This is a genomic window from Neobacillus drentensis, from assembly GCF_021560175.1.
In the GTDB taxonomy this organism is placed as follows: Bacteria; Bacillota; Bacilli; order Bacillales; family Cytobacillaceae; genus Neobacillus; species Neobacillus drentensis_A.
Genome location: NZ_CP091110.1, coordinates 1,149,231 through 1,173,649 on the forward strand (window position 1 = coordinate 1,149,231; position 24,419 = coordinate 1,173,649).

At 38.3% G+C, this 24,419-nt stretch carries 22 protein-coding genes; 17 read left to right on the forward strand and 5 right to left on the reverse strand.

The window, feature by feature from the left end:
• The first annotated feature begins 163 nt into the window (after window positions 1-163).
• From L1999_RS05445 to L1999_RS05465, 5 genes are all read left to right on the forward strand, one after another.
• Window positions 164-1,063 carry an AraC family transcriptional regulator gene (locus tag L1999_RS05445; protein ID WP_235742625.1) on the forward strand — a complete coding sequence of 300 codons (900 nt, stop codon included), beginning with the start codon at window positions 164-166 and terminating at the stop codon, window positions 1,061-1,063.
• Window positions 1,064-1,093: 30 nt separating this feature from the next.
• The gene (locus L1999_RS05450; protein ID WP_235742626.1) at window positions 1,094-1,981 is read left to right on the forward strand and encodes a sugar phosphate isomerase/epimerase family protein; all 888 of its coding nucleotides are present in this window, start codon (window positions 1,094-1,096) and stop codon (window positions 1,979-1,981) included.
• A 1-nt stretch (window position 1,982) separates the two neighbouring features.
• Window positions 1,983-3,140, forward strand: coding sequence for a Gfo/Idh/MocA family protein (locus tag L1999_RS05455; RefSeq protein WP_235742627.1), 1,158 nt, complete (start codon window positions 1,983-1,985; stop codon window positions 3,138-3,140).
• Window positions 3,141-3,220: 80 nt separating this feature from the next.
• Window positions 3,221-4,225 carry a Gfo/Idh/MocA family protein gene (locus L1999_RS05460; RefSeq protein WP_235742628.1) on the forward strand — a complete coding sequence of 335 codons (1,005 nt, stop codon included), beginning with the start codon at window positions 3,221-3,223 and terminating at the stop codon, window positions 4,223-4,225.
• A 1-nt stretch (window position 4,226) separates the two neighbouring features.
• Window positions 4,227-5,084 (forward strand): sugar phosphate isomerase/epimerase family protein, encoded by an 858-nt coding sequence (locus L1999_RS05465; RefSeq protein ID WP_235742629.1) that lies wholly within the window; start codon window positions 4,227-4,229, stop codon window positions 5,082-5,084.
• 112 nt (window positions 5,085-5,196) lie between these two features.
• On the opposite strand, the gene L1999_RS05470 is transcribed toward L1999_RS05465, so the two are convergent.
• The gene (locus tag L1999_RS05470; RefSeq protein ID WP_235742630.1) at window positions 5,197-6,354 is read right to left on the reverse strand and encodes an ROK family transcriptional regulator; all 1,158 of its coding nucleotides are present in this window, start codon (window positions 6,352-6,354) and stop codon (window positions 5,197-5,199) included.
• 321 nt (window positions 6,355-6,675) lie between these two features.
• Here L1999_RS05470 and L1999_RS05475 point away from each other — a divergent pair, with 321 nt between their 5' ends.
• The 6 genes from L1999_RS05475 to L1999_RS05500 all read left to right on the forward strand — a co-directional run bounded on the left by L1999_RS05475 (window position 6,676) and on the right by L1999_RS05500 (window position 12,950).
• A complete protein-coding gene (locus tag L1999_RS05475) occupies window positions 6,676-7,944 on the forward strand; it encodes a nickel pincer cofactor-dependent isomerase, group 22 (RefSeq protein WP_235742631.1) in 1,269 nt (422 codons plus the stop codon).
• An 18-nt stretch (window positions 7,945-7,962) separates the two neighbouring features.
• On the forward strand, window positions 7,963-8,733 hold the full coding sequence (locus L1999_RS05480; protein ID WP_235742632.1) for an SDR family oxidoreductase: 771 nt from the start codon (window positions 7,963-7,965) through the stop codon (window positions 8,731-8,733).
• 82 nt (window positions 8,734-8,815) lie between these two features.
• Window positions 8,816-9,619, forward strand: a complete 804-nt coding sequence (gene larE, locus L1999_RS05485; protein WP_235742633.1) for an ATP-dependent sacrificial sulfur transferase LarE — start codon at window positions 8,816-8,818, stop codon at window positions 9,617-9,619.
• Window positions 9,620-9,714: 95 nt separating this feature from the next.
• A complete protein-coding gene (locus L1999_RS05490; RefSeq protein ID WP_235742634.1) occupies window positions 9,715-11,190 on the forward strand; it encodes a gluconokinase in 1,476 nt (491 codons plus the stop codon).
• A gap of 19 nt (window positions 11,191-11,209) precedes the next feature.
• Entirely contained in the window at window positions 11,210-11,986 is a 777-nt protein-coding gene (gene larB / locus L1999_RS05495) for a nickel pincer cofactor biosynthesis protein LarB (protein ID WP_235742635.1), read from the forward strand.
• Window positions 11,967-12,950, forward strand: a complete 984-nt coding sequence (locus tag L1999_RS05500) for a nickel pincer cofactor biosynthesis protein LarC (RefSeq protein ID WP_235742636.1) — start codon at window positions 11,967-11,969, stop codon at window positions 12,948-12,950. The genes larB and L1999_RS05500 overlap by 20 nt, the downstream gene beginning before the upstream one ends.
• Before the next feature lie 304 nt (window positions 12,951-13,254).
• On the opposite strand, the gene L1999_RS05505 is transcribed toward L1999_RS05500, so the two are convergent.
• The 4 genes from L1999_RS05505 to L1999_RS05520 form a co-directional block, all read right to left on the reverse strand.
• On the reverse strand, window positions 13,255-13,533 hold the full coding sequence (locus L1999_RS05505; RefSeq protein WP_235742637.1) for a hypothetical protein: 279 nt from the start codon (window positions 13,531-13,533) through the stop codon (window positions 13,255-13,257).
• Between the two features lie 11 nt (window positions 13,534-13,544).
• Complete coding sequence (locus tag L1999_RS05510; RefSeq protein ID WP_235742638.1) at window positions 13,545-14,825, reverse strand: ArsB/NhaD family transporter; 1,281 nt, start codon at window positions 14,823-14,825, stop codon at window positions 13,545-13,547.
• 192 nt (window positions 14,826-15,017) lie between these two features.
• Window positions 15,018-16,121 carry a metallophosphoesterase gene (locus tag L1999_RS05515; RefSeq protein ID WP_235742639.1) on the reverse strand — a complete coding sequence of 368 codons (1,104 nt, stop codon included), beginning with the start codon at window positions 16,119-16,121 and terminating at the stop codon, window positions 15,018-15,020.
• Between the two features lie 135 nt (window positions 16,122-16,256).
• Window positions 16,257-18,431 carry an MMPL family transporter gene (locus L1999_RS05520; RefSeq protein WP_235742640.1) on the reverse strand — a complete coding sequence of 725 codons (2,175 nt, stop codon included), beginning with the start codon at window positions 18,429-18,431 and terminating at the stop codon, window positions 16,257-16,259.
• 221 nt (window positions 18,432-18,652) lie between these two features.
• Between L1999_RS05520 and L1999_RS05525 the strand changes: the two genes are divergently transcribed.
• From L1999_RS05525 to L1999_RS05550, 6 genes are all read left to right on the forward strand, one after another.
• A complete protein-coding gene (locus L1999_RS05525) occupies window positions 18,653-19,591 on the forward strand; it encodes a DNA-binding transcriptional repressor DeoR (protein ID WP_235742641.1) in 939 nt (312 codons plus the stop codon).
• 121 nt (window positions 19,592-19,712) lie between these two features.
• Window positions 19,713-20,387, forward strand: a complete 675-nt coding sequence (deoC, locus tag L1999_RS05530) for a deoxyribose-phosphate aldolase (RefSeq protein ID WP_235742642.1) — start codon at window positions 19,713-19,715, stop codon at window positions 20,385-20,387.
• Between the two features lie 15 nt (window positions 20,388-20,402).
• On the forward strand, window positions 20,403-20,573 hold the full coding sequence (locus tag L1999_RS05535) for a XapX domain-containing protein (RefSeq protein ID WP_235742643.1): 171 nt from the start codon (window positions 20,403-20,405) through the stop codon (window positions 20,571-20,573).
• A gap of 119 nt (window positions 20,574-20,692) precedes the next feature.
• Window positions 20,693-21,496, forward strand: a complete 804-nt coding sequence (gene proC / locus L1999_RS05540) for a pyrroline-5-carboxylate reductase (RefSeq protein ID WP_235742644.1) — start codon at window positions 20,693-20,695, stop codon at window positions 21,494-21,496.
• Between the two features lie 211 nt (window positions 21,497-21,707).
• Window positions 21,708-23,327, forward strand: coding sequence for a response regulator (locus L1999_RS05545; RefSeq protein WP_235742645.1), 1,620 nt, complete (start codon window positions 21,708-21,710; stop codon window positions 23,325-23,327).
• Window position 23,328: 1 nt separating this feature from the next.
• Window positions 23,329-24,369 carry a HEAT repeat domain-containing protein gene (locus tag L1999_RS05550; RefSeq protein WP_235742646.1) on the forward strand — a complete coding sequence of 347 codons (1,041 nt, stop codon included), beginning with the start codon at window positions 23,329-23,331 and terminating at the stop codon, window positions 24,367-24,369.
• The last annotated feature ends 50 nt before the right edge of the window (window positions 24,370-24,419 follow it).

The window sequence follows — 24,419 nt, forward strand, 5'->3', positions numbered from 1 at the left end:
TTTCTTTTTGACTGGAAACTTTTTATAAAAAGCAACCTGAGACAAAAAAGAGGTATATTTGAGCACTTTTAGAGAATGATTTTTACTATGAAGTGCAATAAAATATAAATATGGTTCGTTAACGAATTAGTTGTTAACGCTTACTTTTGAGGGTGTGGAACTAATGGATAAAGTGAGTTCATCTAACTATAGTAAAAAAATTATGGATGAATGGATAACAGCTTTTTATCGGGTACAAGGTTTGGACAACTCATTTACATTTCACTCCCACCAAGAATATGAGATTTATTTTTTTCATTCAGGTGATTGTAAGTACTTAATTAACAATCGAATTTATGAATTACAGCCTGGTGATATTATCTTGTTGGATGGGATGACCTTGCATAAACCAAATCCGGGTACTGGCAGCACCTACACAAGAAGTATGCTTCATTTTTCACCTACTTGGCTTCGTGAATTGTTGGGCATTCTTGGAATTCCTAATTTATTAGATCCCTTTAAAAAACTTAATAATTGCTTATTGCGAACGGGATACGATGAATCAGGACAAATAGTAGATGGAATGATGAAGGAAATAGCAGCTTCGTTGGAACTAATTGATCTAGACTTCCAAAAAACTCATAAGAAAAATGAGCTATTAGAAGCAGAACTGAAACTTGAATTAATTCAAATATTGTTACGAATTTATAAAATGAGCCAAAAGGAATTATCTCAAGTAACAAGTAAAAAAACTGAAAAAGAAGCTCATGCAGAGTCTATTGCTTCCTGGATTAATGACCACTATATGGAAAAGGTAAGTTTGGAACGTATTGCAGGAGAATTAAATCTCAGTAAGTACTATGCCTCACATGTTTTTAAGGAGGTTACTGGTTTTACAGTAATGGAATATGTAATGGGGTGCCGTCTCAACCAGGTGAAGTATCTGTTGGAGATGGAACCGAATCTCACTTTAACAGAGGTCTCGCAATCAGTTGGATTTGAGAGCGTTGCCCATTTTAGCCGGTATTTTAAAGAAAAAATGGGCAAAACACCGTCCCAATATCGTAAGGAAAAACGAAAGTAGAATTCGTGTAAAGAAGGAGGAACAGGGAAAATGGATAATGATTTATTGATTTCCGGTTTTTCGGATGAAATCTCTTCTGATTTTGATACCCAGCTTGAAGTTGTATCAAAATTAGGGATGCGTTATATATCCTTGCGGGGTGTAGATGGGAAAAATATCGGTGATTTTACTGTGGAAGAGATTAAAGAAAGTGTCCAGCCGCGGCTTCAAAGAGCAGGTATTGGTGTTTCTTCAATTGGATCGCCAATCGGTAAGGTATTCATCAATGACGAAGAGGGATTTGCCAAACAAAAGACCATGTTAGATACACTTTGCCAGATTGCTAATTTATTAGAATGTAAATACATCCGTATTTTTAGCTTTTATATTCCAAAGGAAGAAGATGCTGACAAATACAGAGTTGAAGTAATTAGTAAAATAAAAGAGTTTGCAGCAATAGCAAATAAATATGATGTTATTTTATTACACGAAAATGAAAAGGACATTTATGGGGACATTGCTAGACGCTGTCACGAGATATTAAAAGAGGTTGGTTCTGATCATTTTAAAGCAATCTTTGATTTTGCTAACTTTGTTCAGTGTGGCGAGGATGCCCAGGAATGCTACGATCTGTTAAAAGATGAAATAGTCTATATACACATCAAAGATGCTGTCACAACCGATAGTCAAAACGTGGTCTGTGGTACGGGGGAAGGTAAAATACCTGAAATTTTAGCACAAGCTATTCAAAGCGGATACAAGGGCTTCCTAACTCTCGAACCTCATCTTGTTCGTTTTGATTCTTTAAAGGATTTAGAACTTGAAGATGCTGATAAGATTATTAAAGATAACAAAGAACTTGATGGTGCAGGCGGATACAAACTTCAATATGAGTCACTAGTAAACATTCTTGAAAAAATAGAAAGCAGGGAAAAATAAGATGGCAAATGTTAGATTGGGAGTTATTGGCTTAGGAGCACAAGGCGGGTCTTACGCAGGATTTTTAGCAGACGGAAAAGTAAAAAACATGGTACTTGGAGCTATCTGTGATAATGATCCAGCGAAAAAGGAATTGGCAGCAGAAAAGTATCCTGAAGTTCCATTCTATGATAACTATATTGATATGCTTGAAAGCGGTAAAGTGGACGCTGTAGTTACCTGTGTACCACATTACCTTCACCCTGAAATGGGAATTGAAGCACTAAAAAGAGATATCCATGCATTGGTAGAAAAACCAGCAGGTGTATATACCAAACAAGTAAGAGAATTAAATGAATTTGCAGCAACAAAGCCAGAATTAACCTTTGGAATTATGTTTAATCAACGGACAAATCCACTCTATCAAAAGGTGAAAGAGATTATTGACAATGGTGAAATTGGCGAAATTCGCCGTACAAACTGGATCATTACGACTTGGTGGAGACCACAAGGCTATTATGACCAAAGCGCATGGAGAGCAACATGGGGCGGCGAAGGCGGCGGTGTCCTTGTTAATCAGGCACCACACCAAATTGATTTGCTTCAGTGGATCTGTGGTATGCCTAAAAAGGTCTATTCTAATGTTAAATATGGCTACCAAAGAAATATTGCTGTAGAAGATGAAGTAACGACAATCTTAGACTATGGTAATGGCGCAACAGGTGTGTTTATTACATGTACACATGATGTAATGGGTACAGACCGTTTTGAAATTTTAGGTGATAAAGGAAAAATTGTTGTCGATGATAGCAAAAAAATAACGATTAAACGTCTAAAAAAATCTGAATCCGAAATGAGCGCAACCATGAGCTGGGCAGATGTAACAAAAATTTTCATGGGTCAGGGCTTATCTGAAATTTATACAGAAGAGGTAATTGAATTTGAAAGTGTTTGGGGCGGTCAGCATATTGCTGTAATGGAAAACTTTGCAGCGAATATTGTGGAAGGAACTCCATTACTTGCACCTGGCAGTGACGGAATCAATGGTGTTGCTCTCGCAAATGCAATCCACCTATCGAGCTGGTTAGGTAAAGAAGTAGAACTTCCAATTGATGAAGAGCTATACTTCGCTGAGTTGAGTAAGAAAGTGGCAGAGGAAAAAGAGAATCCAATTAAATAAATTATTTTATAATCTATAAATCTAAACGAACTCGGGGAGTCTTGTTTCCTCCTCGAATTTATTTTAAAGGGGAATAGCTAATGCTCAAAATAGCAGTTATAGGACTTGGAGATATCTCAAAAATTCATATTCCAGCTATACAAGCAAACCCTCATGCCGTGTTAACGGCAGTATGTGATCTTGATGAATCATTTAGGAATACCGTACCTGATGTAAACTTCTATACGGACTATCAAGAAATGCTGAACAAAGAATCATTGGATTGTGTACATGTTTGTTTGCCGCACTATCTTCACTATCCAGTAACAAAGTTCTGTGTTGAAAATGGTGTTCATGTTTTTCTGGAAAAACCCTTGTCTTTGAATACAGAAGAGGGTTTGGCTTTAGTAAAGCTAGAGGAAGAGCTGCAGGCTAAAATCTGTATATGCTTTCAAAATCGTTATAATGAGTCCTTTGAATTGCTGCAAGAAATAATTGCAAGCGGTGAATTTGGCAAGATGATTGGAATAAAAGGATTAGTCCCTTGGTTTCGGCCAAAAGAATACTACGATGTGAAACCATGGCGGGGAAAGATGGAGCTTGCCGGCGGTGGAGTGATGATTAACCAGGCTCTGCATACCCTTGATTTAATGCAGCTGCTTGGTGGTGAGATTGATTCAATTAGAGGATCTATCGATCAATTATTAGATTATGGGATTGAGGTTGAAGATACTGCATCTGCTCATATTCACTTTAAAAATGGCGCAAAGGGATTATTTTTTGCGACAAATGCCAATGCAGAAAATTCAAGTGTCGAGCTAGAGGTTTCCTTTGAAAAAGGTAAATTCAACATCAAAGATAGTATCTTAACAAAAATCGATATAGATGGAAAGAAAGAATATTTGATTGAGGATGCCAAGATGCCAGGCACAAAATTCTATTATGGGGCAAGCCATAATAAACTAATCAATCAATTTTATACCGCCATCATAAATAACTCTCAGAATTATGTAAAGGTAAAAGATGCCCTTACATCGATTAAAATGATTGACGCAATCCGCCAATCCTCAGAAGAAAAAAGAATCATAAAAATGGAGGAATTATAACATGCAAACAGCTAAAATTGGCGTTCAAATGTTTAATTTTAAAGAAAAAATCATAGAACTAGGCGCATATGAAACATTAAGAAAGATAAGTGAACTAGGCTATCATTATGTTGAGGTAACTCAAATTCAAATGATTGAAGAAAATGTAGCTGAATTAAGAAGAGCAAGTGTTGATTTTGGAATCAAGATTGCTTCCATTTCAGCTCCACTAGATACCATGCCAGGCATGCCGGGTGAGTCACTGACAAAAGACTTTGATAAAATTGTAAATGATTGCAAAACATTAGATTGTAACTTTATTCGCATTGGTATGATGCCAATCCAATTAATGGGCCATAAAGACCAAGTTATGGAGTATATAAGTAATGCAGAAGCGATGGCAGAAAGACTAGCGGAGCATGGAATTGAATTATATTACCATAACCATCACATTGAATTTGAGAAATATGATGGAAAATCTTTATTGGACATTATGAAAGACAATACTTCTAAACTCGGCTTTGAGTTAGACGTTCACTGGGCTCAACGAGGTGGCGAGAATCCGATTAATGTGATTAATAGATTTGCAGGAAGGGTTTCATTAATCCACTTAAAAGATTATCGAATTGGAAATATGAATGTAAGTGAAGAAGATTTTAAAGATATGTCTAAGTTCATGCAGAAGTTCACAAATATAATCGAGTTTGCGGAACTTGGTCAAGGCAACTTGGACATTAAGGGTATAATAGAAGCTGGTGTCAAGAGTGGTGTACAATATTTCCTAATTGAGCAAGATGATACGTATGGCCGCGATCCATTTGATACGTTAAAGGATTCCGGAGACTATTTAAGAGAGTTAGGTTATGGTGATTGGTTCTAATTAGTAATTGTAAATAGTTTAACAGGGGAGTGTCCGGCATAAACGTGCCGGGCACTTTTTTTTTATTGCTATAGAAAAAGCCTCCAGTGCCGGAGGCCAAAATGAGTGATAGTTATAGAGTTAAACTAAGCTCAGAAACGTCTAAAAACTTTTGAATTCCCATTGCACATGCGCCCATGATACAAGCTTTTTTTCCGAATTCGGATAGTAGCAGCTCAGAATAATGGCTGATTCTAGAAGTGAAATGTGCTTTAAGTTCTTCAATGGCATTCGGTGTTAAACGAAGTAATTCACTATTTACGACTAGAATTTCTGGGTTATAAAGATTAATCAGATTATTTAGCCCAATGGACAGATACATAATAAATTGTTCCATTTCTTTACAAATTGTAGGTTCTTTGTCGTTAAGACCATTCTGGATATCTTCAAAACTTAGATCAAGTTTTTGGAGGTCATGAGAAATTCGGCGTGTAAGACTATTTTCTGAAGCATACTGTTCCCAACAGCCTAAATTACCGCACCTGCAAGGCAAGCCATTGGGCACAATGATCATATGGCCTATTTCACCGGCATATCCATGAAATCCCTTCACTAATTCACCGTTTATCATAAATCCAAGTCCAATCCCGGAATATAAGGTTACGGAGAGTAAATTCTTACTATGATGATGTTTGTAGACCTTTTCCGCAAGTGAACACAAATTTGCATTATTTTCAATGTAGATTTTGATGCCAACTTGACTTTCTAAGTCTTTTTTTAAGGTTTTGTTTTTCCACCCATGTTGAGGAACAAAATAAATGACTTCATCGGTATCGACAATTCCATGAATCCCAATAACGACTCCAATCAGGCCATAATGAGTTTTTTCACATTTGGATTGGTATTCTTTAATCTGCCGGCTTAGTATATCAAGAATGACTTCGTAGGTAGAATCCTGCAGGTCAACTATATCCGTGTGAACGGGACAGCCACTCAAATCTGCCAGTGTAAAGGTAATCATAGTCTTATCCAAATCAATCCCTAAGGCGAAACCGGCATTATTGTTAATGGAGAGCATAATGGGTCTTCTGCCTAAACTCGTGTGTTCTAGCTGTGTTTCGATTATTAATTCATTTTCCAAAAGTTCGGAAACCTGGACAGAAATCGTCGCTTTATTGAGGCCGGTAACTTTAGCAATTTCTGCCCTCGAGATCCCTTTATGCTCAACGATCGTACTCAATATTAACGCTCTGTTCATATTTTTTATAAGTGATGCATCACCAGTGAGCATAAAAAACCTCCTTGTCTTATTAAAAGGGTTTGTAATAACGATAAACTTGTTTATGAAACACTATTCGGAGTGAAGATCAACAGCAATTAAACGGAGCTTTTTATACGAAATATCCGTATTTATTTATTGACGTAAGCACCCCATAATGATATATTATACAGGTAATTAGTTTGTTTGGTAAACAAATTAAATGAAGATTTTAATAATATTTTAAAAAGGTTGATTTGAAAGGGATTACAGGAGAGAATTCTTCCTCTCTGTTAATACATTGAATAGATTCCTAAGTGGTAAACTTAAATTAAACAAAGGAGTGAAATAAATATGGGAATTCTTCAAGAACTCTTAAAAGATATTCCAGTGCCAAAAATGGCCAAAGTAAGGGTGAATTTTGAAAATAATAAGATTGATGACCTCGGATCAGAATTAAAGATCAAATTAAACCAGGTACATATTCAAGAAAAAATACAGCCTGGGATGGAAATTGCCATTGCAGTTGGAAGCAGGGGGCTGGACAGGCTTGTAGAATTAACAGCTGTAACGGTTCAATTCTTAAAGGAACAAGGAGCGAAACCGTTCATTGTTCCAAGTATGGGAAGCCACGGCGGTGCAACAGCCGAGGGACAGCGTGAGGTATTAGCCCATCTAGGCGTAACAGAAGAAACTGTAGGATGTGAAATTCGCTCATCGATGGAGGTGGTTAAAGTTGGGGAATTACCTAACGGTTTACCAATCTATGTTGATAAGTTTGCATCAAAAGCAGATGGAATTGTAGTCATTAATCGTGTAAAACCTCATACAGCGTTCCGAGGTCCAGTCGAAAGCGGCATTATGAAAATGATTAGTATTGGACTAGGGAAGCAAAAAGGGGCAGAAGCATGTCACCAAATGGGTTTTAAATATATGGCTGAGAATGTTCCCGCAATGGCTAAGGTCATTATGGAAAAAACTCCTTTTCTCTTCGGAGTTGCAACAAGTGAGAATGCTTTTGATAAAGTGGCAGTGCTCGAAGTTCTTACCCCTAAAGAAATTGTGGAAAAAGAACCTGCCCTACAACAGCAAGCAAAGGAGCTATTGCCGAAGCTTTTCTTTGATCAGTTGGATGTTCTTCTGATTGATGAGATTGGTAAAAATATTAGCGGGGATGGTATGGACCCCAATATTACCGGGCGTTATCCAACTCCATATGCCTCAGGCGGCCCTGATGTGAACAAGATGGTCGTGCTTGATGTAACGGTCCAATCAGAGGGGAATGCCAATGGTGTAGGAACAGCTGATTTTACTACCCAGCGGCTGGTAGATAAGATGGATAAAGAAGGCACTTATGCAAATGGGTTGACTTCAACCGTTTGTGCACCTACAAAAATTGCTACGACCTTGCCAAACGATAAAATGGCGATTCAGGCAGCGGTTAAAACCTGCAATATCTTAGATTTTACAAAAGTTAAATTAGTAAGGATTAAAAATACATTAGTGCTTAGTGAGATTGAAGTTTCTGAGCCATTGCTTCCTTACATTGCACAGCATCCAAATATGGAGCAAATTTCAGATTTGTATGATTTCCAATTTGATGATAAAGGGAATTTATTTTAAACAAGAGGAGAGATAGATATGGCAAATTTATTTGATTTAACAGGAAAAACAGCAGTAGCAATCGGGGGAAATGGTGTATTAGGTTCAGCCATGGCAAAGGGCTTAGCCGAACATGGAGCAAGAGTGGCCATTGTCGGCCGTAATTTGGAAAAGGCAGAAGCGGTTGTAAAAGAAATTATCGATAATGGCGGCGAGGCAAAGGCATTTCAAGCGGATGTCAGTTCTCGTGACTCCTTAATTAAAGCAGCAGATGAAATTGACCAATGGTCAGGCGGCTGTGATATTCTCTTAAATGCACCTGGAACGAATAGTTCAACCCCATTTCTTGAACTTGAAATGGATGAGTATGATAAAATTATGGAAATTAACCTAAAAGGAATTGTGTTAGCTTGTCAGATCTTTGCGAAAAGGATGATTGAGCAGGATAGAAAGGGAAGTATTATTAATATTTCCTCTGTATCTTCAACCACACCGCTTTCTCGGGTATTTACGTATTCTGTTTCAAAAGCAGGACTTAATAGTGTCACCCAATTTTTAGCTCGTGAGTTTGCACCAAATGGGATTCGCGTAAATGCCATTATTCCTGGGTTTTTCCCTGCCGAGCAAAATCGTAAAATATTAGATGCAGAAAGAATTGAAAATATTATGAGACATACACCAATGAACCGTTTTGGGGAAGCGGAGGAGCTTCAAGGTGCGACAGTATGGCTTGCATCAGATAAAGCTTCAAGCTTTGTGACTGGTGCCTTGATAAGAGTAGATGGCGGATTTGGAAGTATGACCATTTAGTTTTGAATTCACATAAAGTAGCTTTTCTAAAAATATGTTAAAAGAGGACAGAAATTAAAGAAATGGTAAGGGAGTTGGGGAAATGCTAACAGAGAAATATAAAAAATTACAATCCATTCTCCGTGAAATGAAATCAGTTGTTGTTGCATTCTCAGGAGGGGTAGATAGTACGTTTTTGTTAAAAGCTGCGGTTGACACGTTAGGTACAGAACAAGTACTAGCAGTTACAGCAGACTCTGAAAGCTATCCCTCAAGTGAATTGGACGAGGCAAAGAAGTTAGCAGAAGTAATTGGTGCTAAACACCAAGTCATCGAAACATCAGAACTAGCAATCCCGGGATATGCAGAGAATGATAAAAATAGATGCTATTTTTGTAAAAGCAGTCTGTTCGATCACTTAATCCCTGTGATGGATGAAAAGGGATTCCAAAATGTTATTTATGGTGTTATCGCAGACGATATGAATGAATTTCGCCCCGGTATGAAGGCTGCGAAAGAAAAGGGAATCCGGGGTCCGCTTCAAGAGGCGGAATTGTATAAAGAAGAAATTAGAGAACTTTCCAAGGCGTTTAATTTGCCTACCTGGAATAAACCATCCTTAGCCTGCCTCTCATCCAGAATAGCCTATGGGGAGTTTATTACCAAAGAGAAATTAACCAAGGTTGAAAGAGCCGAGGATTATTTAAGATCCCTTAAAATTCACCAAGTACGGGTAAGGACACACCAGGAGATTGCAAGAATAGAGGTAGAACCAAGCGATATGGCGATTATTTTAAATCAGCATGAGCAAATCGTTAAACAACTTCGAGAATTTGGATACAAATACATTACACTAGACTTAGTTGGTTATCAGAGTGGAAGTATGAACAAAGTTCTCTCTAAATAATATTTGCCTAATGTGTTATAAGGAAAAAAGAAAAGGCTTTGGTAGAATCCAAAGCTTTTTCTTTTAAATATGTTATAAATAAAGGAAGATGAATTATGTCAAGTGAATATGTAATGGGGCTTGATATTGGAACAACAAGTGTAAAAGCTTGTGTGTTTACGTTAGAGGGAAAATTAGTAGCCGAAGTAGAGAAAATGAACACTTCCTCATATCCCCATCAAGGCTGGGTGGAGCAAGATCCTATTGAAATTGAACAAGCTTCCATTCAAGCTATAAGAGAAGTAATTGAAAAAGCGGCTATCGAGAAAAATGAGTTAGTTTCCATTGGCTTTTCTGCTGCAATGCATTCACTAGTTTGTATGGATGAAGAAGGAAGCCCAATATCTCCAGCCCTTATTTGGGCGGATGGCAGGAGTTATGAACAAGCTGAAAATATAATGAAAACCCTGGGAGATCAGGTATATTCCCAAACTGGAACTCCGATTCATCCAATGACACCTTTTGTAAAACTAGTCTGGATGAAAGAAACAGAATATGAACCTTATAAAAGAGCCCAATACTTTATGTCCATTAAGGAATACTTACTGCAATGCTGGTTTGGTAAAAGGGTAATCGACTACTCTATGGCATCAGCAACAGGATTATTCAACCCAAAAACACATAAATGGGTACAGGAATTATTAGAACTTGCTGGTATTAAAGAAGACCAGCTTTCCGAAATTGTTCCTCCGACGAAAACCCTAACAGGTATTTATCAAGCAAAGGCTAAAGAAATGGGAATAAACCCGCAGATGCCATTTGTTGTAGGGGCTGCAGACGGCCAATTGGCAAATCTCGGCATTGGAGCTATTTTACCTGGTGAAGTGGCTGTATCTGTAGGAACGAGCGGTGCAATCAGGCAGCTTACAAGAGGAGTAAGGATTGGTGAAAATCAAGAAACTTTCTGTTATTCCTTTACAGAAGATACCTCTATTATTGGTGGTCCAACTAACAATGGCGGGGTAGTTCTGCAATGGCTTAAGGATCTTTTACAAGATGATCGAAGTTTTACAGACTTTTTAGCTGATGCAAAAAAGGTTGGACCAGGGGCAGATGGAATCCTCTTTCTTCCTTATCTAAATGGTGAACGAGCTCCTCTCTGGAATCAACGGGCAAAAGGGAATTTCTATGGAGTTTCCATAACTCATAAAAAAGAGCATTTTATTCGAGCTGTGCTTGAAGGGATTACGTTTAATCTTTATCAAATTGGTAAAGCCCTGGAAAGATTAGCCGGAGAGCCGAAAAAGATTTATGTTAACGGTGGTTTAGCCAGATCTCCATTATGGCTGCAAATGATGGCGGATATTTTTGAAGCAGAGATTTATGTTTCGGAAAGCCACCACAGTGCTGCCTGGGGCGCTGCATGGACAGCCCTTGTCGGGATTCATAAAGTAGAATCTTTTGAAGATATTAAAAAGAATATACCGATGGGAGAAGCGACCTTACCAAATAAAGATACAAGCGAAATTTATAAGGAAATTTATCACAATTATATCGAATTGGCTACAGATATGAAAAAGTATTTTAAATAGGAAATTAAGGGGGAAGCTTATGCTTGAGGAGATATTAAAACAAGTTCAAACAGGAACCCTTAGTATTACAGAGGCGAAAGAAAGATTAGCGACCTTTGAAAATTTAGGCTTTGCTAAAGTGGATCATCACCGAAAGAAACGTCAAGGCTTTGCTGAGGTCATTTATGGAGAAGGAAAAACAGTTGAGCAAATCATCTCAATTGTTCAAGCTTTACGGGCACGGAATAACGAAATCCTTGTCACAAGGGTATCTAAAGAAAAAGCAGAAGCCATCCTGCATACTTGTCCGGAACTTACTTATAATGAAACAGCGCATATTCTTTTTTGGAAAGATGAAACAAGGCCAATAAAAAACAATGAAGGATACATTGCTGTAGTAGCAGCAGGTACCTCTGATTTAAGAGTGGCTGAGGAAGCTGCCGTTACTGCAGAGGTTTTAGGCAGTCCAGTTCATCGCATTTATGATGTTGGGGTTGCAGGAATACATCGTCTTTTGAACCATGCGGAAGAAATTCAACAGGCAACGGTATCTGTTGTAGTGGCTGGAATGGAAGGAGCCCTTCCAAGTGTGGTTGGAGGACTTGTCTCACACCCTGTTATTGCTGTTCCGACTAGCATCGGGTATGGAGCTAATTTTCATGGATTATCTGCCCTTTTAACGATGCTAAATTCTTGCGCCTCGGGAATTAGTGTGGTTAATATTGATAATGGGTTTGGCGGCGGCTATAATGCAGTCTTAATTCATCAACTAGCACAAAAAGGGGAAACCGTAAAAAATGAAGACACTTTACTTTGATTGTTTTTCAGGAATTAGCGGGGATATGGTCATCGGTGCACTAATCAATGCAGGAGCAGACCCGGAACTTTTAGAGGCAGAATTGAAGAAGCTTAAATTAGACGGCGAATATAATTTAAAGTGGAAAAAGATCGTCAAGAATGGGATCACGAGCACTAAGTTTGATGTAATTTTACAAAATACGTCTAGTCAAATTGAGATATCTGCTGAACGAGGTAAAGAGCATACGCATAACCATGTTCATGAAACCCAAGACCATCATCATGAGCACCATGACCATGAACATAGTCACGACCATGGGCATAGTCATGATCATGAGCATAGTCACGATCATGAGCATAGTCACGACCATGAACATAGCCATGATTATGAACATAGTCACGATCATAAACATAGTCACGACCATGGGCATAATCACATTCATGATCATGGCCACCACCACCACCATCATCACGAACACCGTGCCTATAAAGATATTGTAGAGTTAATAGATGCGACTAATTTTGCTAGTCCAGTGAAAGAAACTGCTTTAAGGATATTTAAACGGATTGGTGAAGCGGAAGGGCTTATCCATGGGATTCCTTTAGAAAAGGTTCATTTTCATGAGGTGGGTGCCATTGATTCCATTATTGATATAATAGGCGCAGCGATATTAATTCATCAATTAAATGTTGACTCAATAAAGTCATCCCCTATCCCAGTGGGAACGGGAAGAATCCGTATTGACCATGGAATTTATCCAGTTCCGGCTCCTGCCACACTTGAAATTCTGAAAGGAGTTCCAATTGAACAGTCAGATATAAGGGCAGAGTTAACCACACCCACTGGAGCGGCCATTATAGCGGTACTAGCTGAGGAATTCGGGCCAATCCCTTCAATGAAAATTTCTTCCATTGGCTATGGAGCAGGAACAAAAACCTTTAAAGAGCATCCCAATGTACTTAGAGTAATTATTGGTAATTAAAAAAGGCTGACCCAAAAGGTGGTTGTTGAATAGTTTTTTCACACTCTGTTGATTGGAGCGGAAGGCGGCGAAGACTCCTCGAAAATGCTATCGCATTTCCTTCGTGCGTGGGCGGATTCGAGGATGCAAATTCAAAGTCCTGCGGGAGTACGGGACAGGGGAGACCCCGCAGGCGCTAAAGCGCCGAGGAGGCTCCCCGGCACGCCCGCGGAAAGCGAAGCCGCCTGGAGCGGAAATCAACAGACTAGTTTAATGGATAAAAAAGTGGGTGCCCCCAAAATATACTTTTGGGACACCCACTTTTTTAAGTCCATTTAATCTCTTTTAAAAGTTGCTGCCTGAATAACTGAATGATAAATTCATTGTAAAAGTCATTCCTCACAATCACTTGATAGTTGTTATTCGGATGAATGTAATAATGAATATCTGTTAATACCTTATTATCATCAAAATACTGCCGAACTTTCATAAGATTTTTCTTAAACTCAGAATTCCATAATGTAATGAAAAATTCAATATCGTTACCGTTCGCCGTTTCTTTTAGTTCGATATGCTTTTTGTCATACGTGTACTCGACTCTCATTCCCAATCCCCCTATAGTAAGTATCTTAAATAGATGTAGAAGGTACAAATTACAATTGAAAGAATCATTAACGGAAAAGCGATTAATAGGAACTTCCCAAAGGTAATCTGATGTCCTTCTTTTGCAGCCAGACCAGCTACAATCACGTTGGCACTTGCGCCAATCAATGTACCATTCCCCCCAAGACATGCTCCCAGAGACAGGCTCCACCAGAGTGGTTCCAAATTGTGAATCCCCAGTTCACCCATATCCTTGATCATCGGAATCATCGTGGCGACAAAGGGAATGTTATCGATAAAGGCAGAGGCAATCGCACTAACCCAGAGAATTAAGATCGATGTAGAGGCAACATCTCCGCCGGTCAAATGGACGGAGTAATTGGCTAATAAAGATATGACCCCTGTTTCAATCAAGCCCGAAACAAGTACAAACAACCCAATAAAGAAGAAAATGGTTGTCCACTCCACCTTTGAAAAAGACTTATCCAAATATTCTTCTCCTGTTAATAAAAGTAAGAGAAAGGCGCCTGCTAGGGCCACTGTTGCTGATTCAATATGCAGCAGTTGATGCAGGAAAAATCCTAAAATTGTTAAGAAGAGGGCTGTTAATGACTTAATTAATAGTTTTTTATCGGTGATTTCTTCTTTTTCATCTAGGTCCATTAAATTAGCCTTCAAATCAGTTGATGTTCGGAGCTGCTTCCGATAGAGGAAGGCTAAAATACCGATATTTACAAATAAAATGAAAAAAGATATGGCAGTAAGATTGTTAATAAAGGCCATGAACGTTAGTTCCTTTACAGCACTACCCAGCATGATATTTGGGGGATCGCCAATTAAGGTAGAAGTTCCGCCGATATTAGAGGCGATAATCTCAGTAATTAAAAACGGAATTGGATTAACACGCAATTGTCTTGTGATACTAAATGTCACAGGAACCATTAAGAGAACCGTGGTGACATTATCTAAAAAAGCGGAGCCTAATGCTGTAATCACTCCTAGGGCGAGTAATATCCTCAATGGTTCGCCTTTCACCTTTTTAGCTGCCCAAATGGCGATATATTTGAATAACCCCGTCTCAGTTGTAATAGCAACAATAATCATCATCCCTGTCAACAACCCGAGTGTATTAAAATCAATGTGATGTAAGGCTGTTTCTTGACCAACAATCCCTAAAAGGACCATCATAATTCCACCAGCCATTGCGATAATGGTGCGGTGAATCTTTTCTGTGACGATAAAAGCATAGGTGATTAAAAATACACCTATTGCCATGATTGCTTGTATTGACATGTATGAACCACTTCCCCCTCTGTAGTTTTACATTTATTGAAAAATGCAAAAAGGAGCCTGTTTTGACAGACTCCACCAAAAAATTCAATATATGTATTATATCTTCTATTGTAATAAACTATCCAAGGCATGTAAAGGGAATATATTCTTAGGAATCAGTCAGCCTTGTTTCTTTCCAAATCTCAGTGGTTTTTATAATCCCAACTTCTTAATAAAATCAACAGTCTCCTCATGTTCCTCTTTGACCAGTTTATACAATCCTATATCAGTTTTGACGAGGGACTTTCCATTTTCATCTGCAATGGGTTTTGTGTATGATTTTTGGGCAACTATCTGCCATTTCCCTGATCGATTGCTTAATTCAAGATCAATGATACCAAGGCGGCTCCCAAAGGCTGCAGCCATCACGACAGGTTTTCCGTTAATTTCTCCTGTCTCCAAATTAGTATTTGGCAGCGCTTGATAGACAGGGCCAGGAAAGACGCTGTGTGAATGCCCCGCCAGAACGACATCAATTTCCGGAATTTGCGTTAAATAATAAACGGCATTTTCGGTATCGGCATGATAGGGTTCACTGCTAATCCCTGTGTGGGCAAGGGCGATAATTAAATCAGCTCCCTCTGCCTTGAGAATTGGTACAAACTCCTTAGCCGTTTCAACCATAGGTTTCGCAAACACTTTTCCTTCGAGATTGGCTTTGTCCCACTTCATAATATGCGTAGGCATTAAAGCAATAAGGCCAATTTTTAGTTCGTGTGATCTGCCGCTTTGATCCACTACTTTTCTATTTAGTATCGTATAGGGTTTAAAGTATGGTTGATTTGTCTTTACTGAGAACACATTTGTATTAAGGACAGGCATCCTTGCCCCTTTTAATGCAGTCTTTAAAAAGCCTAATCCGTAATTAAATTCATGATTTCCAATTGCGATTGCATCATATTTTAAATAATTAAATGCCCGGTAGACGGGATGTATTTTTCCTTTATGCATTCCTCTAATTCTAGCCAAATATTCACCGAGTGGATTGCCTTTTAAATGATCTCCATCATCAAATAACAAAGTGTTTTTACTTTCCTTCCGAGCTAGACGGATGAGTGTCGCCGTCTTAACCAATCCAACTCGATTGTCCATTTTTGTTTGATAGTAATCATAATTTATCAAATCTGCATGTAAATCAGTGGTTTCTAATATCCGCAAATTCACCAATGCCTGACTCTCTGTTCTCGGCTCGGCTGCAAGAGTATTAGATGTAAAAATAAAAAATAATATGAGTAAAGCTATCATTCTTTTTTTCAATATGATTACCTCCTACATATCATGGTGTAGAGTAATCTTAGTATGGTATTTTTTTAAAAATTTATCCTCACACAGGGCTTCCATGCATGAAATATTAGGAAGTGGCTGCACTGGGAATAGGAGCCCGTCAACTAGTTAGGCTGGATTTTTTGTTCGATTCCGCTGTCGTTTAAAGTGAGTGCCAAAAAACCACCAATTCCAGTCACCGAACAGTCTCATTAAAGCGGGAACTAGGACCATTCTGACAATTGTTGCATCAATAAAAATGGCCATCGCAATCCCCACACCAAGCTGCTTTACCGGCATAACCCCTGTAAAAGCAAACGCCCCAGTTACGACAATCATGATCGCAGCGGCGGAGGTAATGATTTTACTAGTGAGGGTTAACCCGGATATGGTGGCTAAGGTATTGTCTCCTGTTTGATCGTAAAATTCCTGTATCCTTGAGATCAGGAAGACCTCATAATCCATAGAAAGCCCAAAGACAAGAGTGAAAACAAATACTGGTAAGATTAATGCAATATCAACAGGTTCTATTCCAAAATGTCCCTGCTGGAAAATCCAAACAACCATACCGAAAGTGCAGCCCAAGCTCAACATATTCATTAAGATAGCCTTAAGTGGAATCAATATGGAACGAAAAGCAGCCATTAGAATCATAAGAGTTGATAGGAAAATTAATAAAAGCCCATAAGGTGCCTTTTTATAAATCTCTGCAAAAATCTCTTGTTCAAATTTGATAGGACCGCCAAAAAAGGCTTGAACACCAAGTTCTTTTTGTGACCAATCTTTTACCCAATCCCTCGCTTTTGAAGAATGTTCCCCGGTATTTAAATAAACCTCAACCAGCATTTTATTGTTTCTGATAAAGTAATTCTTTAATGGCGCAAGCTGTGCTGGATCGCCCTTCTTGAGAAACTGATATAGCTGCTCATCATCCCGTATTCCTGTTGCAGTAAAAGGAGAATTAACCGTATTAACGAGCTTATCTTTCTCAAGTGTATGAATGATTGTACTAATTTTTTTGAAATTATTACTCTCCGTAACCGAACCATCTGTTTTTAGAACAATGGTTACTTTTTTCTCATCTTGTTTCTCTTTTGCAATAAATTGCTTTTGAAATGTTTCCAGTGCCAACCGAGAAGGGTAATTGGCAGGCAGGGAATCCGTACCGGGAATGGCCAAAACCATGTGCTTTACTGGTACTAGACCAGCTAAAAGAATAGCGAGTGCGAGGACGGCCATTATAATCGGATGTTTCATCACTAGTTTGGCAAATCTGTGCCAAATGCTATTTTCCTGTTTGATCACACCAATAAAACTTAATTGATTAATACGCTGTCCTAAGAGTGAAAGTAATGCCGGAAGAAAGGTCAAAGCAGAAAGAACAGAAATTAGGACGACCAGCATCCCCCCAAGGGCAACATTTTGAAAAATGTCAATTTTAATAAACCAAAGTCCAGAAAGCCCTATAAATACACAAAGTCCCGAAAAGATAATCGATCGTCCAGCTGTTCTAACAGTTACCACAACAGAGTCTTGAATGGAATTGATTTGCAATTCCTCTTTATAGCGGTTAATGAACAATAAAGCAAAATCAATACTTAGGGCAAGACCTATCATGGGAACAATATTTAGAATAAAGATTGTAAGATCAACACGATAACTAAAAAGATAAACAGTTCCCATCGTGATTAAGATGGAAACCACTCCAATCACAATGGGAAGGGCTGCAGCAACAAGACCCCCGAAAGCAAGGATAAGCACTACTAATGCAATTGGAAGACCAATCATCTCTGCTTTTGCTAAATCCTCTTGGCTGGCGACATTTAAGTCTTGGACAATAATAGGTTCTCCAGTCATGGTGACCTTTAAGCCAGGCTGGTCCTTCAGAATCTTTTTTAATTTCGTGATTTCTGCTCCAAGACTTTCTGCCTCTTTGTCAAAGGTCAGCAATCCATAAGCATAATCGCTTTTAAGCATCCCTTTTCGATCGAACGGAGAGGTAATATCTCTGACGGAGTCGAAGGTATTAAGTCTATTAAATGTATCTTGTATAAACTGATGAAATTCATCAGAACTGATGGTTTTTCCTCTTTCAAAAACAAGGATAATCGAGGATTTGGGCTGCCCAAACCCTTCTTCCAAGAGTTTCCTTGTTTGATTATATTCTCCATTGAATTGAAAGCCATTTCCTCTTAAAACACTAGGCAATTTCTGGGCAAAAAGGCCAAATAGAAGTATGGCTGCTAACCAAAATAGCAATACCCATTTTCGATTTCTATAGATCAAACACCCTAATTTATCCAAAATCTTGGCCTCCTTTACGAAACTATTTCCTTAGGTGTAACATAAGACACTATCCGTGCACTTTTGCTTTCAGTAAATTTTTCCCTAATTTTAGTTGAACATTCACGTGAAAATTATGTTGAGAAAATGTTCAAAATAACTGATACAAATGTAAAAGAACATGTGAAATTTGATCAGTTATTGGTACAATAAAGAAAATCGATAGTGTATAGGTGATACTTTTGGAGCAAGATAAATTAAGCAAAGTGATTGAAGCAGCAAAGTTATATTATTTACTGGATTATAACCAAAATGAGATTGCTAAGATATTGGGGGTTTCCCGCCCGACAGTATCGCGATTGTTACAGCAGGCAAAGAGCGAAGGCATTGTCCAAATTACCATAATGGACCCAACAGAAAATGTTGAAAGTTTAGCTGCTCAACTAGAAAAAAAGTTTCATCTAAAAAAGGCGATTGTCGCCTCTATACCACAATATGAAGACCATATTATCAAAAATTACCTAGGTGAAAAGGCCGCAGCTTATTTGGATAGCATTGTTAAAGAAAACGACATTATTGGGGTTACATGGGGAACAACGCTTTATCATATTGCGATTGAGCTAAAACAAAAGTTTGCAAAAAACGTCAAGGTAGTCCAATTAAAAGGCGGAGTGAGTCATGCGGAAACCAATACGTACGCTTCGGAAATTCTATATCTTTTCGGTAAGGCCTACAATACGACTCCTTTGAATCTTCCCTTACCTGCCATCGTAGATCACGTAGTGGTAAAGCAGGCAATGGAGGCAGACAGGCATATCCGCAGAATTTTGGAATTGGGAAAACAGGCTAACATCGCCATATTTACAATAGGTTCAATTAAGACAGATTCATTATTATTTCAATTAGGATATTTTACAGACAGTGATTTGGACTCACTATATGGCAAGGCAGTTGGTGATATTTGTTCACGATTCTTCGATAAGAATGGCCAAATTTGCAATGAAAGTTTGAATGAAAGAACCCTGGGTGTGAATCTTGATGTGCTAAGCCAGAAAGAATATTCTATTGTTGTAGCTGGAGGGCCTAACAAAATAGAGGGAATCTATGGTGCCTTAACAGGAAAATATGCAAATGTTTTAATTACCGATCAATTTACTGCAAGATTCCTGCTTGATAAATAGGATAAACACTTTTACATTTGTTCATATTATTGTTTACAAATGTTCACTCTCTTTGTTATAGTTAGGTTGTCGTAAAAAAGAATGTAGTCCGAATAACTTAAATTATTAGGGGGAAATTAAAATGACTCAAAATATTGTTAAAATAATTGATCATACATTATTAAAAGCGGATGCAACGCGCGAAGAAATCATTAAAATTATTGATGAGGCAAAAGAGTATTTATTTGCATCGGTTTGTATTAATCCAACTTGGGTTAAAACCGCAGCTGAACTGCTTGCTGATACTCCTGAGGTTAAAGTATGTACGGTAATCGGATTTCCATTAGGAGCATCAACTTCGGATACAAAAGCATTTGAAACCAAAAATGCTATCGAAAATGGTGCGGATGAGGTAGATATGGTTATCAACATAGCTGCACTTAAAGACCAACAAGATGAAGTAGTCGAACAAGATATTCGTGCAGTCGTCGAGGCGGCAAAAGGTAAGGCACTAGTGAAGGTAATTATTGAAACATGCTTACTGACCAATGAAGAAAAGGTCAGAGCTTGTGAGCTTGCTGTAAAAGCAGGGGCTGATTTTGTAAAAACTTCAACAGGATTTTCTACAGGTGGTGCAACCGTCGAAGATATCCGTTTAATGCGTCAAACTGTGGGACCTGATATAGGTGTAAAGGCTTCCGGAGGAGTTAGAAGCCGTGAAGATGCCTTAGCGATGGTAGAGGCGGGGGCTACACGCATTGGCGCAAGTTCGGGTGTTTCGATTGCAAAAGGGGAATTTTCTAATAACAACTATTAATGTGAGGGTAATAGGATGAAAGAAGTCGTAATGGCCTTAATTGCTGGTCTGATTGTAGGAATGTTATTTAGGTTCTTAAAATTACCGTTACCGGCTCCACCTGTATTTTCAGCTGTTGTGGGTGTTTTCGGTGTTTATTTTGGCGGCGTAGTTCTAGATTGGATTTTAAAGGTCATTCGGCATTAATAGGTAGGGAAAAGAATGTTCTTAATCGGTGAGAAGCTATTTCTATGGAATATCTTCTCTTTTTTTATTTATTTAAAGTAGTAAAATGGAGTTAATTTTGAAATTAAGGAATGAAGCGCATGATAAAAAAGATTGGGTTCATCGGGGCCGGAAAAATGGCCCAAGCAATGATTGGTGGAATCTTACAAGCAAATGGAGTTAGTAAGGAGAATATAATGGCCAGTGCTTCTACTGAAAGAACGATACAGGCTATTTCTGAAAAGTATAGGATTCTCGTATCGTTGAACAACAAAGATGTGGCAAGGTTTGCCGACATCCTTATTCTAGCAGTGAAACCTGACCAGCATGCAGGGATTATTGAGGAAATGAAAAATGAAATAAAACAAAGCACCATTATCGTTACAATTGCAGCGGGTATTACCTTAGCGGATATCGAACAGTTATTTGGTTTAGCAGTTAAGACCGTACGGACCATGCCTAATACTCCTTCGTTGGTAGGTGAGGGCATGACCGCACTCTGTGCAAATAGTTATATTAAGGAGGAAGAGCTAGCAGCGGTTGAGCAATTGCTGCAATGCTTTGGTCAAACTGAGCGCCTGGATGAGAAATTAATGGATGCAATACCGTCTATCAGTGGGTCGTCACCGGCCTATGTTTATATGTTAATAGAAGCAATGGCCGATGGCGGAGTACGTCAAGGTATCCCGAGAGATCAAGCCTACCGCCTGGCTGCACAGGCTGTACTGGGAGCAGCTAAAATGGTTCTGGAAACTGACCGGCACCCTGGAGAGTTGAAAGATCAAGTTTGTACACCTGGCGGCGCAACCATAGAGGCAGTGGCAACCCTTGAGAGAGAACAGTTCCGCGGTTCAATCATAGCCGCCATGGAGAGCTGTACAAGTAAGGTGAAAAAATTAGGCTAAATTAGTTTAGGATTCCGTAAAGGGATCCTTCTTTTTTTTAGCATATGTATGTGAATTTGGTACACTTCCGAAAATTTTCGCCTTTTTTCGACTTTTTTTCATGGTATTTCTAATCAATTCATAATACACTCAAGATAATCACAAACTTATCACATATGGTATGTTACGATTGTCATTATTTTCTCATAGAAAATTGGGGTGCAGGCAGTTTATGGACTTAAATAAATATAAAAATTTGCTTATTCAGAAGGTGAAAAATCAACTATCAATGTGGTTTGATAGTAACGAAGCAATCAAACATTCAGAAGTTTATCGATTTCTGCATTCCCTTCATGGAAGTGCAGGAACATTACAATTAGTGGGTCTTCATCAGCTTTCTGGATTTTTACTGAACCAGATTAAGGCAGAAGATGAAAGGTTATGGGATAAAGTAGAACTACAAAAGTTTTTAGAAGAAATCATTAGCCTGACAGATAAATATGAAACGTACTCTGAAAAGGGGTCGATAACACCCAACGAGCGCCGATATGATGAAAAATTACCGCTTATTCAAATCATTGATGATGATATTTCCATGCTTATTCTCCTTAAAGATACCCTCGAGGAAAAGGGATGGATGGTTGCTGCCAATACCGATTCTAAAAAGGCTATTTCACAATATTATGATTTAAATCCTGACTGTGTAATCATTGATATAAACTTACCCGGAATTAATGGTATTGAATTGTTAAAGGATATTGAGCAGCATACACATCAACATTTTGTTCCCACAATCATGATTAGTCTCATGAATGACCGGGAAACAAGAATAAGAGCTTATGAATTAGGTGCTGATGATTTCATTGAAAAACCAATTGATTTAGAAGAATTGACTGTTCGAATATCCCGTCATATAAAGAGAAAAAAATTATTAAATCAACTTGTACTAGTAGACGAACTTACACAGTTATATAATCGAAAGTTTTTATTCGACGTCTATAATCGTTGCCTTAGGGATATTAAGCGAACTAAACAACCCTTCAGTATAGCCATCTTAGACCTTGATCATTTCAAACAAATTAATGATTCCTTTGGGCACGTGAATGGAGACAAAATCCTTGCAGCTTTTGCCTCTTTTTTAAAAGAACATACAAGAAGCTCTGATACCGTTTTTAGATATGGCGGTGAGGAGTTCATCATTATCTTTGAGAATGCCCATCAAATAGAAGTGGCTGAGATTGTTTCAAGATTACTAACCAAATTTTCAACAATCCCCTTCCCTTTAAAGGAGGAGACACATTATGTTACTTTTACAGCCGGTATTTATACGATCCATCATTCTGATGTTTCTATGGAAACAGCTATCATGGCTGCAGATCAAGCCTTATATTCAGCAAAAGCAAACGGCAGGGCACGGGTGGAGAGTGCCAATGAGTCTATGATGGATGTTCCAAAAAGGAAATTATTTGTTTCCATTATTGATGACGACCCAATTATTCGAACGATGTTAATGAGAATTCTAAATGTCATGGATTTTTCTAATTTTGAATTAAACTTAGCGGAATATGGAGATGGAGTACAGTTTTTTCATTCAAATCGACTAGAAGAAAAAGGAGAGCATTTTTTAATAATAGATGGTGTGATGCCGGTAATGGATGGGATTGAAGTTCTTCAAAAGGTACAAAAAATAAAATATAGCCATAATATTCATGTCCTTATGCTGACTGGAAGGAAAAATGAAGCCGATATCGAAAAGGCTTTAGCACTTGGTGCCGATGATTATGTAACAAAGCCCTTTAGCATTAAGGAACTGCAGGCGCGAATACAAAGGTTAATTAAAAGGATGAAATAAATTGTTTACAAATGAGTTACTGTTCCTTTCCATTCTAACTCTCTCCTTACTAGTGCTGCTTGTCATTTTACTAGGATATTTAACGATTAGAAAAACAGTTGAGATTCGAAAGAGAAAAAAAGTAGAACGATACCGTGAGATCTACAATCCCCTTATTTCTTCAAACCTAATAGAAGGTGTGATCTCAAGGAAACTCACACCTGAAACGATTCTTCAGCAAAAGGCTATCGAACAACTGCTGAGCAGGTATACGAAGGTAATTGAGGGAGAAGAGGAAAAAGCCCGTTTAGCGAGACTAGCTTCGATGTATCTATCGAATTATTATCAAAAACAGCTCCAGAGCCACAAGTGGAGTACAAGAATGAATACCCTTTATCATATTGAAGATTTTAATATGATAGACCTCACTGACGATGTCTTCAGGTTATTAAATAGGAAACGGCTTTCACACCAAGAAATTATTTATATCTTAAGAATTCTGGCTTTATTCCAATGTAATCAGCTATTCGATTTGTTAACTACAAAATATCAAGACCTAACCGAATTTGATTACCGCCATGTACTAATTCCTTTAGAGCAAAAGAAATTTGACCAGTATGTGCTTCATTTTCACCATGCTGGCTTGCCGCTTCAAAAAGCAATTATTGATGTGATTGCAAGTAAACGTGAGGTCTCCTATAACCATTTCCTTGAAAAAATCTTCTCAAGCTATTCCGGTGAAATAAGGTTAAGGGCTTTAAAAGCTTTGGCCGAAATTGGTTATGTAAAAGATAGTGCCCCATACTTAGAACTTCTCTATTCAGATAAATGGGAAGAAAGACTAGTAGCAGCCAAATTAATCGGATCACTAAAAGAAGGAAAAGCTATACCGCGATTGATTGAGCTTCTGCATGACCGCACTTGGTGGGTTCGCTCACAGGCTGGGGAGGCCATCAGCCAATTTACTCAGGGAAAAGCCATCTTACAAACTGTATTAGAAACATCAACCGATCCATTTGCAAAAGATATGGCCTGGGAATGGCTGCATAAAGGGGGAGAATAAGCTGGCATTTATACAATGGGGAGATATTGTTACGTCTTTTGCTTGGTTTA